The organism is Weizmannia acidilactici (assembly GCF_008974225.1).
Taxonomy (GTDB): Bacteria; Bacillota; Bacilli; order Bacillales; family Bacillaceae_C; genus Weizmannia; species Weizmannia acidilactici.
This window is the reverse complement of sequence record NZ_BKZR01000012.1, coordinates 1-14,613: the sequence shown is the minus strand read 5'-3', so window position 1 is coordinate 14,613 and position 14,613 is coordinate 1. Positions and strand designations below refer to the sequence as shown.

Here is a 14,613-nt window from a genome sequence, read left to right as displayed (position 1 = left end):
TAAGATATAGAACCATCAAGGCTTACATCGCTTGTGATATAGGCATTGCCTATTCAAAATATAAAGATGGAAGTGAGAAAAATGGGGAAACCAAAAATTGTGATTTTGGGTGCCGGATACGGCGGCTTAATGACGGTGACGCGGCTGCAAAAACAAATTTCCAAAGCCGAAGCTGAAATCGTTCTCATTAATAAAGACGATTACCATTACGAAACAACATGGCTCCATGAAGCATCCGCCGGCACATTACACCATGACCGGGTCCGTTATCCGATCAAGAATGTGCTGAATGGGAACAAAGTGAAATTCATTCAAGGGGAAGTCGTCCGGGTAAAGAAAGACGAGAATAAAGTTGTGCTGAAAAATGACGGGGAAGTGGCGTATGATTATCTTGTGATGGCGCTCGGCTCAAACGCGGAAACATTCGGAATTGAAGGCTTGAAAGACTACACTTTTTCGATTACAGATGTAAGCGCTGCCCAAAGGATTCGGGAGCATATTGAACGCCAATTTGCGACGTACCGGTCTGAAAAAGTGAAGGATGACAGCCGGCTGGCCATTGTCGTCGGTGGTGCGGGTTTTACGGGGATTGAGTTTCTCGGCGAGCTCGTCAACCGGATTCCGCAGCTTTGCAAAGAATATGGGATCCCGCGCGAAAAAGTGCGGATTGTTTCCGTCGAATCGAATCCTGTCGTGCTGCCGCAGTTTGACCGTGAGCTTGTCGATTATGCCCTATCCTATTTGGAAAGCAAAGGCGTCGAGTTCCATATCGGCACGGCGGTGAAAAAAGCGACGCGGGAAGGGGTATGGGTCGGCAAAAAAGGTGAAGAGCCGTATGAAATCAATGCCGGTACGGTGATCTGGTCCGCAGGCGTGCGCGGCAATGCGGTTATTGATGCGTCAGGCTTTGAAAATGTGCGCGGCCGGGTGAAAGTGAATCCGGATTTGACTGTCCCGGGATACGAAAATATTTTTATGATCGGGGACTGTGCTATGATCATAAACAAAGCAATAAACCGGCCGTATCCGCCGACCGCCCAAATTGCAATGCAGCACGGTGAAGTGTGCGCGCGCAATCTCGTGAAAAAGATCCGCGGAGAACAGGAGCTCGAAGCATTTGTCTTCAACGATAAGGGCACAGTCTGCTCGCTCGGGGAAGACAATGCAATCGGCATCGTATTCGGCAAAAAATTGAAAGGCACTTCCGCATCATTTATGAAAAAAGTGGTCGATGACCGCGCTCTGTTTTTGATCGGCGGTCCAAGGCTGGTGTTAAAGAAAGGAAAATTTAATTTTATATAGAAAAAGGAAACGCTTTAAAGTATTCGAGAGGCCAGACGGAGACCGGAGGTTTGCGGAAAGAACCGTTCCCCGCTTCCCGGTGCCGGTAACGGCGGCATTGCCCTGTCCCTTAACAATATTGACTAAATTCACTCTATTCCGTAAACTGTATGTAACGATAATGCGGGGGGATTTTATGAGTATACCGGTGTTGATGATTTCTATGGTCCTTTTTCTCGTTTTGTTTTTCGGCATCGGTTTTATCGCCAATATGCTTTTGCGCATGACATGGATCCTCTGTTTTATTTATCCGTTCATTGCGCTCATGATGATTAACCGGGTGGCGTTTTTGGAGTATTTTACAAATCCCGGGCCGGCATTCCGGCAGCTGGGCCGCCATCTTGCTTCGATCCATTTATCCGATGCCCTGATTTTATCAAGCGGCTTGGCCGGTGCGCTCTTGGCCGGCATTGCCATTAAAATGCTCAGAAAAAACGGATACCGCATGTTTTAAAACTGCCTTTAAGGGCAGTTTTTTTGCGCCAATGATTCCATCACCTTGAAATTCATCCGCATTCCGCGGGGCCATCTAGGCTTTCGTTCACGATTCCGTGTTAAGGGGACCCGCCTGGACTGCTTTTCCCGCAGGAATCCCGCGAATTTCGCGGTGATTTCCTATATCAGTACTTTTTTCCGTGCGGGCTGCCGCATATTCCGAAAAGGGGTTGGAAACAATACTTGTAGGAGGAGTGAAAACCATTGGACATAAAAAAATGGATGATCCGCTTATTGATGGCGATCTTGTTCATATGGGCGATATTATCCACCTTCCAATCCATTTCAGGGGTTAAAGCGGCAGGGCTCCGCGAAGAAGCGCCGGCAGTACCGGTGTGGAAAAACCTAAAACCTTTGGATAAAGGATTGGCAAAAAAAGCGGTCAAACATCCGCTGCCTTCGCTTGACGCATACGACTGGAGCGTTTACCCGAAAAAGAAAGTAACCGCAACAGGATACACGGCAGGGGCGGAATCCACCGGAAAAAATCCTGGCCATCCCGGATACGGCATTACGTATTCGGGGGTGAAGGTGAAGCGGGATTTATATTCGACGATTGCAGCGGACACGTCCGTTTTTCCGATCGGCACGGTTCTTTATATTCCGGGCTATGATTTCGGCGTTGTGGCGGATACGGGCTCGGCGATTAAAGGGGACCGGCTCGACCTCTACTTTGAGACTGTTTCGGATGTCTACCGGAAGTGGGGAAAGCAGACGCTGAATGTGTATATCATTAAAATGGGGGACGGCACCCTGACTGAAAAGGAACTTGCCGAAATGAACGAAAACAAAGCGATGCAGGTTTTCCGACAGCAGTATATCAAATCGAAAACGGAAGAGTAGCGCAAATCGCCGGTTGCGCTTTTTTTTATGTTTCCGCATTCCGGGCCGTTATAATGGAACAGAGGTGATGAATATGTTTACCATCGATAACGGAAATCCTTTTGAATGTGGCGAAGACTGCTTGATTATCGGACTTAAACAAATCCCGGATAAATTCGGCGGACGGCTTTCCGGACTGGACAAGATTTTTGAAGGGGAACTGAAGGAACTGGTGAAATCGGGTGATGTTTCGGCACACTTCGGCAGCTTGTCCACCGTCCACACACTCGGCAAGCTTCCTGTAAAGCGGCTGTTATTTATCGGGCTTGGCAAACCGAAAGAAATGAAAAAAGAAGGCTTGAAAAAAGCGTTCGGGAAAGTGTTTAAACATGTCCGGAAAATGAGGTGGTCATCGGCCGGGATTTTTTTGGACACGTTCATAACAGAGAAAATCGGGCCGGTGGGTACGGCTGCTGCGCTCGGCGAAGCCCTGCCAATGGCGGTATACCAATTTCCAGGCTATAAACGCAAGCCGAACATTCCGGATGTGCAGATTGAAAAAACAGTTGTGTATTCCGGCTGCAATGAAGAAGAATTGATGGCTGCCCTGCACGCCGGCTATGTGTACGGAAAAGCGGTAAACTCGGCGCGGACGCTTGTCAATATGCCATCGAATTTATTGACGGCAGAGGAACTTTCGGCATTCGCCCGGCGTCTTGCCGAAAAATATGGTTTTGAATTGGAAATCCTTGAGAAAACGGATATGGAAAAACTCGGGATGGGGGCGCTGCTGGCCGTAAATCAAGGTTCCAATGCACCTGCGAAAATGATTGTCCTGAAATACGAAGGAAAAACAGAATGGAAAGATGTGCTCGGCCTTGTCGGAAAAGGCGTGACGTTTGATACGGGCGGCTACTCGCTGAAAACGAAAACCGGCATTGTCGGCATGAAAACTGATATGGCGGGGGCGGCGGCCGTTTTGGGCGCAATGGAAGTGATCGGGGAACTGCAGCCTGCGCAAAATGTCGTTGCCGTGATTCCTGCTACCGACAATATGGTCAGCGGAGGCGCCTTTAAACCGGATGATGTGATTACAAGCCTGAGCGGTAAAACGATTGAAGTGTTGAATACCGATGCGGAAGGGCGGCTGATTTTGGCTGATGCGGTGACGTACGCAAAACACCACGGCGCCGATTATATTGTCGATGTCGCAACGTTGGCAGGCGGTGTGGTCACGGCGCTCGGGCTGGATAAAACCGGCGCCATGGCCAATGATGACGCGTTTTTCGGACAAGTGCTGGAAGCCTCGCGTGAAGCGGGTGAATTCATTTGGCGCCTGCCGATTACGGAAGCGGACAAAGAAAGGGTCAGAAGCAGTAAAATTGCCGATTTAAACAATTCGCCGGGCAGGGAAGGCCATGCGATTATGGGGGGCGCTTTTATCGGCGAATTTGCAGAAAATACGCCGTGGGTCCATCTTGATATTGCCGGAACAGCAACAACCGGCAAAGACACGGAACTCGGTCCTGCCGGCGCAACCGGTGTGATGGTGAGGACCTTGGCTGTTCTGGCCGAAAGAATGGCGGCAAGAATCTAATGATGAAAAGGAGAGCAGCTTAAGCTTTCCTTTTTTTAATGTTCTGTTAAGCGATTGCCGCTGCGTAAAGCGGATATTACCATCAACATGGTTCGTTTTCATAGCCTTTTTAATAATAATTTTTCTTCACAATCCCCTTTTGCATTAAAAGGCCTGCTGTAATTTTTAAGACGAGCAAAACGATGAATAGGGAGAGCATAATTTTTTCAATTGAAGAAAAAGAGCCGAATAATTCAAACGGATGGCTAAGTGCTACAAACAGGGAACGACTCAGATAAAAATCAATCCCAGCAATGAATGCATACAGAAAAAACGCAACGATGCCGATTAAAATCGCCAATTTCACGGATCTTCAATCCCTTTCATAATTTGGTTCAAACGGAAACATACTAACAGCGAGCTGTTTTTTAAATTAGTTTGCACCCCGCCGTAAGCGGCCATTCATGGCGGGAATCCGGAAAAAGAAGGGGAATCGGTATGCCGTTTTGGTGGAGCAAATATTTGAAATCTGTAAAAAAGAATCAGGGTGAACAGGAAAATCCAACGCACGGGGAAGATACGGGCGGCACTGCAGCAAATATTCCGGCACAAACGATGGGAACGGATCTGAAAACGCAGATCGAACAGTTGAAAAAAACGACCGGAAACAGTTCCGATATTGTCATCCATGAAATCAAAATGGGAAGTAAGGCAAATGTGCCGGCTGCTGTCATCTGTGTCGACGGTCTTGATGATTCACTGATGATCAATGAAAATTTGCTTGAAGTACTGATGGCAAATCCAAAAATTGATCCGTATTTAGACAGCGACAATGTCCTGGATGACTTAATGAAGCATGCCATCAAAATCGGCGGGGTCAAGACGGTCATGAATTGGAATGATTTATTTGCGGAGCTTTTAAGCGGCCAGACGATCCTGCTCATTGACGGGGTTTATGGCGGATTAAGCATCAGCACAAGGGGCGGCGAGCAGCGTTCCATTGAAGAACCGTCAACGGAAGTCACCGTCCGCGGGCCGCGTGAAGGGTTTACGGAATCGCTGCGCGTTAATACGGCTTTGATCCGCAAACGGATTAAAAATCCGAATCTTTGGCTTGAGTCATATAAAATTGGCGAAGTCACCCGGACCGACGTGGTGCTCATGTACATAAAAGGGATCGCAAACGATAAAGTGGTCGAAGAAGCCCGCAAAAGGCTGCAAACGCTTAAAATCGATGCGATATTAGAATCCGGCTATATTGAACAGCTGATTGAAGATAAAACGTTTACGATTTTTCCGACTATTTACCATTCGGAAAGGCCGGATGTCGTTGCTGCCAACTTATTGGAAGGCCGTTTTGCCATTATTGTCGACGGCTCCCCGTTTGCATTAGTCGCTCCTGCCGTTTTTATTCAATTTTTCCAGTCGGCGGATGATTATTATATGCGTTTTGACATTGCGACGGCCATCCGTTTTCTGCGTGTACTCGGATATTTAATATCACTGATCGGGCCGGCCACATATGTGGCGGCCACCACCTTCCATCAGGAAATGATCCCGACGCAGCTCGTTTTTACTTTGACGGGGCAGCGGGAAGCGATTCCGTTCCCGGCATTTGTAGAAGCGATCGTCATGGAGATTACCTTTGAAATTTTGCGGGAAGCCGGGCTCCGCCTGCCGCGGCCGATCGGGCAGACCGTTTCAATTGTCGGCGCGCTTGTGATCGGGCAGGCAGCCGTCCAGGCCGGGCTTGTTTCGGCAGCAATGGTCATTGTCGTGTCGATTACGGCGATTGCCAGTTTTGCAACACCCTCTTTTTCAATTGCGATTTCAGCGCGGCTTTTCCGTTTCGTATTTATGCTTTTGGCTGCGACGTTCGGCTTTTACGGCATTATTATCGGTATGATCGCCCTGGTCGTGCATTTGTGCAGCTTAAGGTCGTTCGGCGTTCCGTATACAACCCCGATTGCGCCGCTTGTGCGTCAGAATATCGGAGATACCGTCTTCCGTGCGCCGATATGGTCGATGAGCGCCAGGCCGCGGCTCCTCAGCCAGAAAAATATTGTCCGGCAAGGTGAAAACCAACGACCGATGCCGCCAAAAAAAAATGGTGAGCCTTCATGATCAAAAGACAAATAAAAATGGCGGCGGTGCTGCTGCTTTCTATCTTTATGCTTACCGGCTGCTGGAGCCATAAAGAATTGACGGATATTGCCTTTGTCAGCGCGATCGGAGTCGACCGCCTTGAAAATGGCAAATACTTGGTCACCTATCAAATTGTCAATTCTTTAAACATCCCGAACGGCATGCAATTGGGCGGGGGACAGGGGCCGCCCGTCACCATTTACCAGGCTACAGGCAGAACAGTCCAAGAAGCATTCCGAAACGGGGGACAGGAAATTTCAAGGAGATTATATTTTTCGCATGCAAACGTATTAATGGTTGGTGAAGAAACAGCCAAGGAAGGGATTTATCCCGTCCTTGATGTCCTGGACAGGTACAAAGAATTCCGCAATACAGCCACTTTTGTCATTGCTCGTAATTGTAAAGCGGAAGATATTCTTAAAGTATTAACCCCAATTGACCGGGTTCCGGCAAATAAAATCAACAAAACGTTGGAATATGCCCAGGAAGGTTCTGGGGGGAGGCTGAAAATAAGTATGTCGGACCTCATTTCTGATTTTACCACAGAGGGAAAAGAAGCGGCAGTTGGCAGCATTAAACTAATCGGGGATCCGGAAAAAGGGAAAATGCAGGATAGCTTAAACCAGACCGCTTTATCGGCATATTTAATGAGCTCGGCAATCGGCATCATAAAAAACGGCAAATTGATTGGCTGGGTTGACGGAAACAAAGCACGCGTCATTACATGGCTGCTCAAGAAGACAAATATCACTTCCCTAACGCTCGACTGGAACCATCATCCGGATGCGGTTGATATCCGGACAATAAAAACAAATGTAGACATAAAGCCGGTGATGAAAAACGGCAAACCGGAAATGAATATCGATATTACATTTCAGGGGCAGCTTTATGAAGTGGATGTGCCCATGAAAGTAATGGATATGAAAATGATCGGCCGGCTTCAAAAAGCTTATGAAAAGAAAGCCGAGCAGCAAATTTACGAGGGAATCCGCTATATGCAGCAGGAAAAATGTGATGTATTCGGGTTTGGGCAAATGATCCACCAGCAGTATCCGAAGCAATGGAAAAAAATGAAGAACCATTGGAATGAAAAAGGGTTTGCCAACTTAAAAGTAAACGTGCATTCGAATGTGATCATCAGCAATTCGGAACTAAGGACGGATCCGTTCCATTCAAATTTAAAATAGCAAGGCCTGGTGATATATGGAAAAAGCAAAAATCTCACCTTACCAATTATTTGTGATGATTTTTATGTTTGAACTTGGCAGCGCGCTTCTACTTGCAATTGGGAGCGGCGCAAAACAGGATGCATGGCTGGCCATTCTCGGCGGCATGTGCATGGGCTTTTTCCTGTTTTATCTTTATTATAAAATCTTTACCTTTTACCCGGATCTATCCCCGGTCCAAAGCCTGCAAGCCGTATATGGGAAGTTTCTTGGATGGATATTCGGGTTTAATTTTGGCATATATTTTTTGTATTTGTCGGCCAGGGTACTGCGCGATTTCGGGGAAATGCTGATCATTACTTCCTATCCGGAATTTCCGCTGTTTATTATTAACGCCATTATGGCTTTTTGCATCATTTATGCCGTAAAAAAAGGAATTGAAGTGATCGCAAGAACCGGGGAAATTTTTTTCATATTTTACTATATCATGGCGATCACGGGATTTGTGTTGATCATCGTATCCCGGCTCATTAATCTGAATCATCTGAAGCCGGTACTTGAAAGCGGAGTCATGCCCGTGTTAAAATCGATGATCACGGAAACGATTTATGTCCCTTTTGGGGAAACGATTGTATTTTTCAGCATTCTCCCACTTGTAAACCATTCGAAGAAAGTCAAAATTGCCGGGCTGTCCGCAATATTACTAAGCGGGACGAATTTGGTATTTTCCATGCTGATCAATATTTCCGTGATTGGCGCAGAGACGATCCAGCGCTCCCCGTTTCCGCTTCTTTCGACCATCCGGGAAATACAGTTTGCCCATTTTTTGGAAAGGCTCGACGTATTTTTTATGATTGCGCTAATTGTTGGCGGTTTTTTTAAAGTCACCCTTTTCTTTTATGCGGCATGTGTTATTTTTACGGAGCTATTTAAAGTGGATGGTTACCAGAAAACCGTGTATCCGCTCGGCTTCATTATGCTGTGCGCTTCTCTTATGATCGCATCTACTTATGCGGAACATATCAATGAAGGGCTCAAAGTCGTTCCTATCCTGTTCCATTTTCCGGCGCAAGTGGCATTTCCGCTGCTCAGCCTTCTTATTATTTTATGGAAAGAAAGGCGTAAGAAAAAGAAACAGCAAAAAGCATCGCCTGCCTAGCGCCCAGTCCAACCTAAGCGGGATGCATAAATTAAAACAAGAAAGAGAGGAGGTAGTTGAATGAATTCACATGTACATTATCCTTCCCGTCTCGCGCCGTTTTTCGGGGCCCCGCTTTTAGGAGGTTTTCTCGGCGGGCTGCTTGGCGGCGCACTGGTGAGGCCGCGCCCGTTCTTTCTGTATCCGCCGGTTCCATATGCCTACCCGCCATTTCCTTACTATCCGTATTAAATTTTTTACCCCGCTTTGTCTATTGAAAGCGGGGTTAATTGTTATGACCAGCGCATTTTCATCTGAATGGCACAACATGGCTCGGGATCGTGGCCGGTTTGATGGGCAAATTCAAGCACGAGTCCGTCCGGCGAATAGAAAACGCGCGGCGTATGTTTGATGCCCGTTCCTGCAAGGAGGCGCCCGATCTGTGCCATATTGGACTTTTGTGCCGCTTCCATCAGCTGGCCGGCAAAAGGGGCAGATCGTAAAATGCGGTTTGTAACCAGCTGTGCATCGGATAAAAGTTCATTCATATGCAAAGCGGTATCCATAAATTTTTTCGGGCGTACGGCAGGATATTGGCGGAAAGGCATGGAATAGTATGAAAGGATGGAAGGGTAACGATGATACGGATTGGGGTACATACTCTCACCTTCTTTCTTTGGCGGAAAACAAATTTTTTACATATTATGAAAAGAAGGCGCGGAAGATGTATGGACAATCCGAAACAAAGGAGGAACGAGAAATTGGAACTGGAAAACACATTGATCGGTGCTTTAGGGATCAAACTTGTAAAAATGGAGCCGGGAAAAGTGGTGGCAACCATGCCGGTGAACGAAAAAACGAGGCAACCGCTCGGGTACCTGCACGGCGGCGCTTCTGTCGCATTGGCGGAAACGGCGGCAAGCCTCGGGGCAGCCATGCTGATTGATTTGGAAAAAGAGGTTTGCTTCGGACTTGAAATCAATGCGAACCACATCCGCTCCAAACGGGACGGCACCGTGAAGGCCGTTGCAGAAGTTGTGCACCGGGGCAAAAACACCCAAGTGTGGGAAATTAAAATCATGGATGAAGAAGAAAATTTGATTTGCTTATCGCGGTGCACGATTGCGGTTGTGCCGAAAAAAGAAAAATGAAAAAAGCTGCAGGTATGCTTAGCCTGCAGCCTTTTAAATAGATGATGCTGACTTTTCGGTCATTGGTTGAGCCCTTCCTGCAGCTGGCGGCGCTGCTCGGATTTTACGCTGAAAAAGAGGAGCACAAACGCAAAAATAAACAATATCCCGGTGACATAGAAAACGGACGAAATGCCAGAAATGCCGGATACATAACCGCCAAGCAGCGGCCCCGTCACATTGCCGAGGAAACGGAAACTTTGGTTATAACCGAGTACTTCCCCCTGCATACTGAGCGGCGCTTCGAGGCGGATAAATGCGACGATGCTCGGGTTCATGCCGCCGACCACCATCCCAAACAGGAATCTCAAAATAATGAGTTCCCATAAATTGTTCACAAGCGCCTGCGGAACCATAAAGGCACAGGCTAAAACAAGCAAAACAAGTAGCACTTTTGCATGCCCGAATTTGTCGCCAAGCGCCCCCCACTGCCTTGTCAAAAGGAGATTACCGAATCCGGTTGCGGAAAACGCCATGCCGGAAAGGAGCGCGACATTGCCGGCGCTTGTTAAATGGCTTACATACAGTGCCAGTAACGGCTGGACGCTGAAGTTGGCCATCTGGATCAAAAGGGCAATCACCATAACGGTAATCAAAATGCGGTGGCTGACAATGCGTTTCAGCACGTCGATGGAAGAAACGTGCGCCGCTTTTTTCTGTACCGGCTCGCGGCGTTTTTCTTTAATGCCGAATACAACGCCGAGCGCGGCAATAGAAATGGTGGCGGCTGTGATGATAAACGTATATTTAAAGCCAAAGCTGTCGGCGATTGAACCACCGATCATCGGTCCGAACAAACTGCCGGAAACATTGCCCATCTGCAATGTGCCGAGCACCTTCCCTGCCTCTTCTTTCGGTGTCTGCGCGGAAATCAAAGCCATCGAAGTCGGGATAAAACCGGTCACAATCCCCATAAAAAAGCGGGTGATAAACAGGGAGATAACGTTATTGGCCAGCCCCATGCAAAAAATGCTTGCGGCGATGCCGAAGCCGGTAATGACGAGTGTCGGTTTAAAGCCGTACTTGTCGCCGATTCTGCCCCATACCGGAGACATGATGAAAGCGACCAAAAAGGTGACGCCGAAAATATAGCCGGCCCACCGTTGGACATACACATCGCTGAAATGTCCGAACGTTTTAATATATAGCGATAAAAATGGAATAATCATCGTCATGCTTGCGCCAACGAGAAAATTACAAACGAGCATAATATACAAGTTACGCTTTTCCTGAGTCATCTGGATGGGTAACCGCCTCCTTCATATATATAAGCACACTAAAAGTGTATTGTATTAATATTTCGTTCACCTAAATATTATTATAAAACCTATGTCGGAAAGTTCAACAAAACCGTCTTGCGGAAACTTGAAGGATTTTTGACAAAAATCATGTTTATTTTACTTCCCGATATACGAAGAAGCCGCGGGCAACGATAAAAAAGGCCGGGACCTTTCCGAAAGATCCCGGCTGCCAGCTTAAATCCCATATTCTTTCATCAAGTTTTTTAATGCTGCGATGCTTTTTTGGCTGTAGAGTGTATCTTCTTTTTCGAGTTTTTCCACGAGCCCGTGGACAGCCGTTCTTAACGACTCGGTGTAATCCGGGATTTCGCCGCTGTAAGGTTTGGCTGTTTTCAACGGGATATTCGCCTGTTCCCCGTAGGCAAGCGCTTTCCGCTCATGGAAAAACGGCACGTCCCCTTCATTCGGATGATGCAGATCCCCCTGGGCGGGATGTTTCAAAACGGCCAGCGTTTTAAACACGTAATGGTCGGGGAATACTTGCGTAATTTCCCCGATATATTTTCCCGTTTTCTTTGTTGTTACGATGAAATCGCCAATGTCCACTCCAATTCCCCCTTGCTTTTTTCTATATATCATTATGGGAAAAATACGGGAAAGAAGCAAAAGAAAAAAATCCGTTTTTTCCTTTGGACTTTTCGGGCTGATTTTAGTAAAGTTAAACAAGAGCAGTGAATGAAACGGATGGAGGTTTATCAATCTATGACAGAAGAAACGATATATCCGCAATTAACGGCGGAAGTGCAGGAAAACGAAACGGTCGTCGACATGCAGACGAATATGGGGACGATCACGATCAAATTATTTCCGAAACTCGCGCCGAAGACGGTTGAAAATTTTGTTCAGCACAGCAAAAACGGATATTATGACGGCTTGACGTTCCATCGCGTGATTAACGGGTTCATGATCCAGGGTGGCGATCCGGAAGGAAACGGGACCGGCGGCGAGAGCATTTACGGCGCCCCTTTTGAAGATGAATTTTCGCAACGTCTGTTTAATATCCGCGGCGCGTTGTCGATGGCCAATGCCGGCCCGAATACGAACGGAAGCCAATTTTTCATCGTCCAAAGCAAAACGGTTGATCCAAGTTTGAAAGGGCAGATGGAACAGGCAGGCTATCCGGCTGAGATCGTGGAAGCATATATGGAAAAAGGCGGCACTCCGTGGCTTGATTTCCGCCACACCGTGTTCGGCCAGGTCATTGAAGGCATGGATGTCGTGGACGAAATTGCAAGTGTCCGGACCGGCATGTACGATAAGCCGCTGCACGATGTCATGATTGAAAAAATGACAGTCCGGTAAAAAAAGGGAAGCGCCGCAGCAATTGAATGCGGCGCTGTTTTAGCGTTTTCAATCGGGTACACTGGCTGTTATAATGGGGGTAATCGCTGCCAAAGGGGGAAATGCCGTGGTTCCTTTTATTTTTGGGTTTTTAGTTGAGTTTCCGCACGATAAAAAATATTACATTCCGGCTTTTATTTCGCTGTCCTTTTTTGTGATACTCGCGGTGCTCGCCTTTTTCGCCATTCAAAAGGTTAACCGGAAGCAGATGGAGAAAGCGAAAAAAATAGAAGATGAAATCCTGAAGAAAAACCGCTTTCTGCATTAGTGCATTTTTTATAGGAAAAAGCCCATAGCATTGTTTTCAGGTGATGGACATGAACATGCATGAAACCAATGTAAAATTACGTGAATGATTTTCATGGGATCCGCTCGGTTACGGGCCGGACGCGTATGAAACAGAAATTGCAGATTGCATTCAGGCAGTTCACGATCTGTCAGATTTAGAGGTGCTCGCTGGGAAACTCCAGTCGATCTACGAAATTTTTGAAGAAGTAATTCGCCCAGTGCAGAAAAATGGCGGAAACCTGCATTTTACTTATACAGCAAACTTCATGCGGGCCGTGAACGTTTTCTTAAATGAGAAAAACTTCTTGTGAAATCCGGCCGATTCATATATGTTATATGTAAATCACGCAATCTATTCGTAATAGAAATTATTTTTATTGGGGTGATCGGCCATAAGCAGGAAGACAGCCATTCTCGTTGGCAGCATTGCCGCACTTATTCTCGTACTTTTAGGCGGGGCGGGCTATTACCAGGCCACCCGTTTCAATCCGCATATCAAAATCAACGGCGTCAAAGTGGGCGGTTTGACCGCTGAACAGGCCTTGAAAAAATTAAAGTCCATGGATTTAACAAATAAAGTGTATGTCGGAAACAAAGTTTTGGTGGACGGTAAAGATACAAAAGCAAGCTTTACAGACAGTGATCTTGCGGAGGTGAAACGCGTTTTCCATTCACAGCGCACATTTGTCCCGTCCTTTAAAGAAAAGAACTACACGATCATGCCTGAGCGGGCGGACCGTTACCGGAGTGTTACCTTGAAGCAGGAAGTATCAAACCAATTGAAGCAATTGAACAAAAATCTACAGGCTCCGAAAGACGCGCAGGCCTATATGGAAGATGGCAAAATCAGCGTATCCAAAAGCAAAAAAGGAAACCAATATGATATTGCGGAAATTTTAAAAGAATATGACAAACAAAAATACAACAGCGAAATCCATTTGAAAGCCGCCCGACTCCAGCCGGTCCGCGAAAACAGCCAGACAGTAAAACAGGAAAAGCAAAAGCTTGAGGAACTATCGCAGCAGACGGTCAATTACGTGCTGCAGGAGAAGAATTTTCCGTTTAAAGCAAGCGATCTGATCAAAAATGCTTCGGTATCGAAAAATATGAAACTCACCATCGATACATCCGGCATCAAAACAAAACTGGAGGAACTGAACAAGGAGAAATCGACGCTGCATAAAAACTATACGTTTAAAACGCATTCCGGCTCTGTCATTTCGGTGAAAGGGCAGTCATACGGCTGGGCGATCGATACCGATAAAGAAGCGGAACGGATCGCGAAAGCTTTCCAAAACGGCAGAAAATCGGTAAAAGCTTATTATATTTACGGGGAAGGCTACAGCACGATCGGTGTCGGGTACCACGTTTTAACGAATAACGGCATTGGCGATACATATGCGGAAGTGTCAATCAATGACCAGCGGATCTGGATTTATAAGGATGGAAAGCTGAAAGTGACAACCCGTGTTGTAACCGGGAGGCATGACACGCATGAAGATACGCCAAAAGGGGTCTGGTATATCGAGTATAAGCAATCGCCGTCCGTCCTAGAAGGCAGCGAGGCGGGAAATCCGCATTACTCTATCAAGGTCAAATACTGGGCTCCGTTCACACTCGGCGGCGTCGGCTTCCACGATGCAAGCTGGCGTACAAACTGGGCGATGGATGCCTACTTGAAGCACGGATCAGGCGGATGCGTGAACACGCCGCCAAGTGTGATGAAATCCGTTTATGACAATCTTGAACAAAACGAACCGGTAATTGTGTATTAAAAAAATCCTGTCCCTGTGCAACAGGGGCAGGATTT

The 14,613-nt window shown here is 47.0% G+C and carries 16 protein-coding genes and 1 pseudogene; 13 read left to right on the top strand and 4 right to left on the bottom strand.

Annotated elements, in window-relative coordinates; translation table 11 throughout:
* Positions 1–81: 81 nt before the first annotated feature.
* From GBH70_RS06135 to GBH70_RS06120, 4 genes are all read left to right on the top strand, one after another.
* The gene (locus GBH70_RS06135) at positions 82–1,302 is read left to right on the top strand and encodes an NAD(P)/FAD-dependent oxidoreductase (RefSeq protein WP_151680212.1); all 1,221 of its coding nucleotides are present in this window, start codon (positions 82–84) and stop codon (positions 1,300–1,302) included.
* A gap of 175 nt (positions 1,303–1,477) precedes the next feature.
* A complete protein-coding gene (locus GBH70_RS06130; RefSeq protein ID WP_151680211.1) occupies positions 1,478–1,795 on the top strand; it encodes a YuiB family protein in 318 nt (105 codons plus the stop codon).
* A 245-nt stretch (positions 1,796–2,040) separates the two neighbouring features.
* Positions 2,041–2,679: a stationary phase survival protein SpsC gene (spsC, locus tag GBH70_RS06125; protein WP_151680210.1), complete on the top strand. Its 639-nt coding sequence runs from the start codon at positions 2,041–2,043 to the stop codon at positions 2,677–2,679.
* A gap of 73 nt (positions 2,680–2,752) precedes the next feature.
* On the top strand, positions 2,753–4,255 hold the full coding sequence (locus GBH70_RS06120) for a leucyl aminopeptidase (RefSeq protein ID WP_151680209.1): 1,503 nt from the start codon (positions 2,753–2,755) through the stop codon (positions 4,253–4,255).
* Positions 4,256–4,364: 109 nt separating this feature from the next.
* On the opposite strand, the gene GBH70_RS06115 is transcribed toward GBH70_RS06120, so the two are convergent.
* The gene (locus GBH70_RS06115) at positions 4,365–4,601 is read right to left on the bottom strand and encodes a hypothetical protein (protein WP_151680208.1); all 237 of its coding nucleotides are present in this window, start codon (positions 4,599–4,601) and stop codon (positions 4,365–4,367) included.
* A 131-nt stretch (positions 4,602–4,732) separates the two neighbouring features.
* Between GBH70_RS06115 and GBH70_RS06110 the strand changes: the two genes are divergently transcribed.
* The 4 genes from GBH70_RS06110 to ymaG are packed head-to-tail and all read left to right on the top strand — an operon-like array spanning position 4,733 to position 8,935.
* Positions 4,733–6,358 carry a spore germination protein gene (locus tag GBH70_RS06110; protein ID WP_151680207.1) on the top strand — a complete coding sequence of 542 codons (1,626 nt, stop codon included), beginning with the start codon at positions 4,733–4,735 and terminating at the stop codon, positions 6,356–6,358.
* Positions 6,355–7,566, top strand: coding sequence for a Ger(x)C family spore germination protein (locus tag GBH70_RS06105; protein WP_151680206.1), 1,212 nt, complete (start codon positions 6,355–6,357; stop codon positions 7,564–7,566). The genes GBH70_RS06110 and GBH70_RS06105 overlap by 4 nt, the downstream gene beginning before the upstream one ends.
* Positions 7,567–7,582: 16 nt before the next feature.
* Positions 7,583–8,704 (top strand): GerAB/ArcD/ProY family transporter, encoded by a 1,122-nt coding sequence (locus GBH70_RS06100; RefSeq protein ID WP_151680205.1) that lies wholly within the window; start codon positions 7,583–7,585, stop codon positions 8,702–8,704.
* Positions 8,705–8,764: 60 nt separating this feature from the next.
* Positions 8,765–8,935 (top strand): inner spore coat protein YmaG, encoded by a 171-nt coding sequence (gene ymaG, locus GBH70_RS16685; protein WP_172967512.1) that lies wholly within the window; start codon positions 8,765–8,767, stop codon positions 8,933–8,935.
* Between the two features lie 41 nt (positions 8,936–8,976).
* On the opposite strand, the gene GBH70_RS06095 is transcribed toward ymaG, so the two are convergent.
* Complete coding sequence (locus GBH70_RS06095) at positions 8,977–9,342, bottom strand: YuzC family spore coat inner layer protein (protein ID WP_151680204.1); 366 nt, start codon at positions 9,340–9,342, stop codon at positions 8,977–8,979.
* 102 nt (positions 9,343–9,444) lie between these two features.
* Between GBH70_RS06095 and GBH70_RS06090 the strand changes: the two genes are divergently transcribed.
* A complete protein-coding gene (locus GBH70_RS06090) occupies positions 9,445–9,834 on the top strand; it encodes a hotdog fold thioesterase (protein WP_151680203.1) in 390 nt (129 codons plus the stop codon).
* Positions 9,835–9,893: 59 nt separating this feature from the next.
* On the opposite strand, the gene GBH70_RS06085 is transcribed toward GBH70_RS06090, so the two are convergent.
* Positions 9,894–11,111 (bottom strand): MFS transporter, encoded by a 1,218-nt coding sequence (locus tag GBH70_RS06085; protein WP_151680202.1) that lies wholly within the window; start codon positions 11,109–11,111, stop codon positions 9,894–9,896.
* Between the two features lie 237 nt (positions 11,112–11,348).
* Positions 11,349–11,720 carry a kinase-associated lipoprotein KapB gene (kapB, locus tag GBH70_RS06080; protein WP_151680201.1) on the bottom strand — a complete coding sequence of 124 codons (372 nt, stop codon included), beginning with the start codon at positions 11,718–11,720 and terminating at the stop codon, positions 11,349–11,351.
* A 156-nt stretch (positions 11,721–11,876) separates the two neighbouring features.
* On the opposite strand from kapB, the gene GBH70_RS06075 reads away from it, so the two are divergent.
* From GBH70_RS06075 to GBH70_RS06060, 4 genes and pseudogenes are all read left to right on the top strand, one after another.
* Positions 11,877–12,476 carry a peptidylprolyl isomerase gene (locus GBH70_RS06075; RefSeq protein ID WP_151680200.1) on the top strand — a complete coding sequence of 200 codons (600 nt, stop codon included), beginning with the start codon at positions 11,877–11,879 and terminating at the stop codon, positions 12,474–12,476.
* 106 nt (positions 12,477–12,582) lie between these two features.
* On the top strand, positions 12,583–12,783 hold the full coding sequence (locus tag GBH70_RS06070) for a hypothetical protein (protein WP_151680199.1): 201 nt from the start codon (positions 12,583–12,585) through the stop codon (positions 12,781–12,783).
* 103 nt (positions 12,784–12,886) lie between these two features.
* Positions 12,887–13,114, top strand: a pseudogene (locus GBH70_RS17120) (DUF1871 family protein); the annotation flags it as partial.
* A 213-nt stretch (positions 13,115–13,327) separates the two neighbouring features.
* Positions 13,328–14,578, top strand: a complete 1,251-nt coding sequence (locus GBH70_RS06060) for a L,D-transpeptidase family protein (protein ID WP_151680198.1) — start codon at positions 13,328–13,330, stop codon at positions 14,576–14,578.
* The last annotated feature ends 35 nt before the right edge of the window (positions 14,579–14,613 follow it).

What these genes read in the sequence shown, in the direction of transcription:
- GBH70_RS06135 (WP_151680212.1), top strand. Translation starts at nt 82, where the DNA reads ATGGGGAAACCAAAAATTGTGATTTTGGGTGCCGGATACGGCGGCTTA.
- GBH70_RS06130 (WP_151680211.1), top strand. Translation starts at nt 1,478, where the DNA reads ATGAGTATACCGGTGTTGATGATTTCTATGGTCCTTTTTCTCGTTTTG.
- GBH70_RS06120 (WP_151680209.1), top strand. Translation starts at nt 2,753, where the DNA reads ATGTTTACCATCGATAACGGAAATCCTTTTGAATGTGGCGAAGACTGC.
- GBH70_RS06110 (WP_151680207.1), top strand. Translation starts at nt 4,733, where the DNA reads ATGCCGTTTTGGTGGAGCAAATATTTGAAATCTGTAAAAAAGAATCAG.
- GBH70_RS06105 (WP_151680206.1), top strand. Translation starts at nt 6,355, where the DNA reads ATGATCAAAAGACAAATAAAAATGGCGGCGGTGCTGCTGCTTTCTATC.
- GBH70_RS06100 (WP_151680205.1), top strand. Translation starts at nt 7,583, where the DNA reads ATGGAAAAAGCAAAAATCTCACCTTACCAATTATTTGTGATGATTTTT.
- ymaG (WP_172967512.1), top strand. Translation starts at nt 8,765, where the DNA reads ATGAATTCACATGTACATTATCCTTCCCGTCTCGCGCCGTTTTTCGGG.
- GBH70_RS06095 (WP_151680204.1), bottom strand. Translation starts at nt 9,342, where the DNA reads ATGTACCCCAATCCGTATCATCGTTACCCTTCCATCCTTTCATACTAT.
- GBH70_RS06085 (WP_151680202.1), bottom strand. Translation starts at nt 11,111, where the DNA reads ATGACTCAGGAAAAGCGTAACTTGTATATTATGCTCGTTTGTAATTTT.
- GBH70_RS06075 (WP_151680200.1), top strand. Translation starts at nt 11,877, where the DNA reads ATGACAGAAGAAACGATATATCCGCAATTAACGGCGGAAGTGCAGGAA.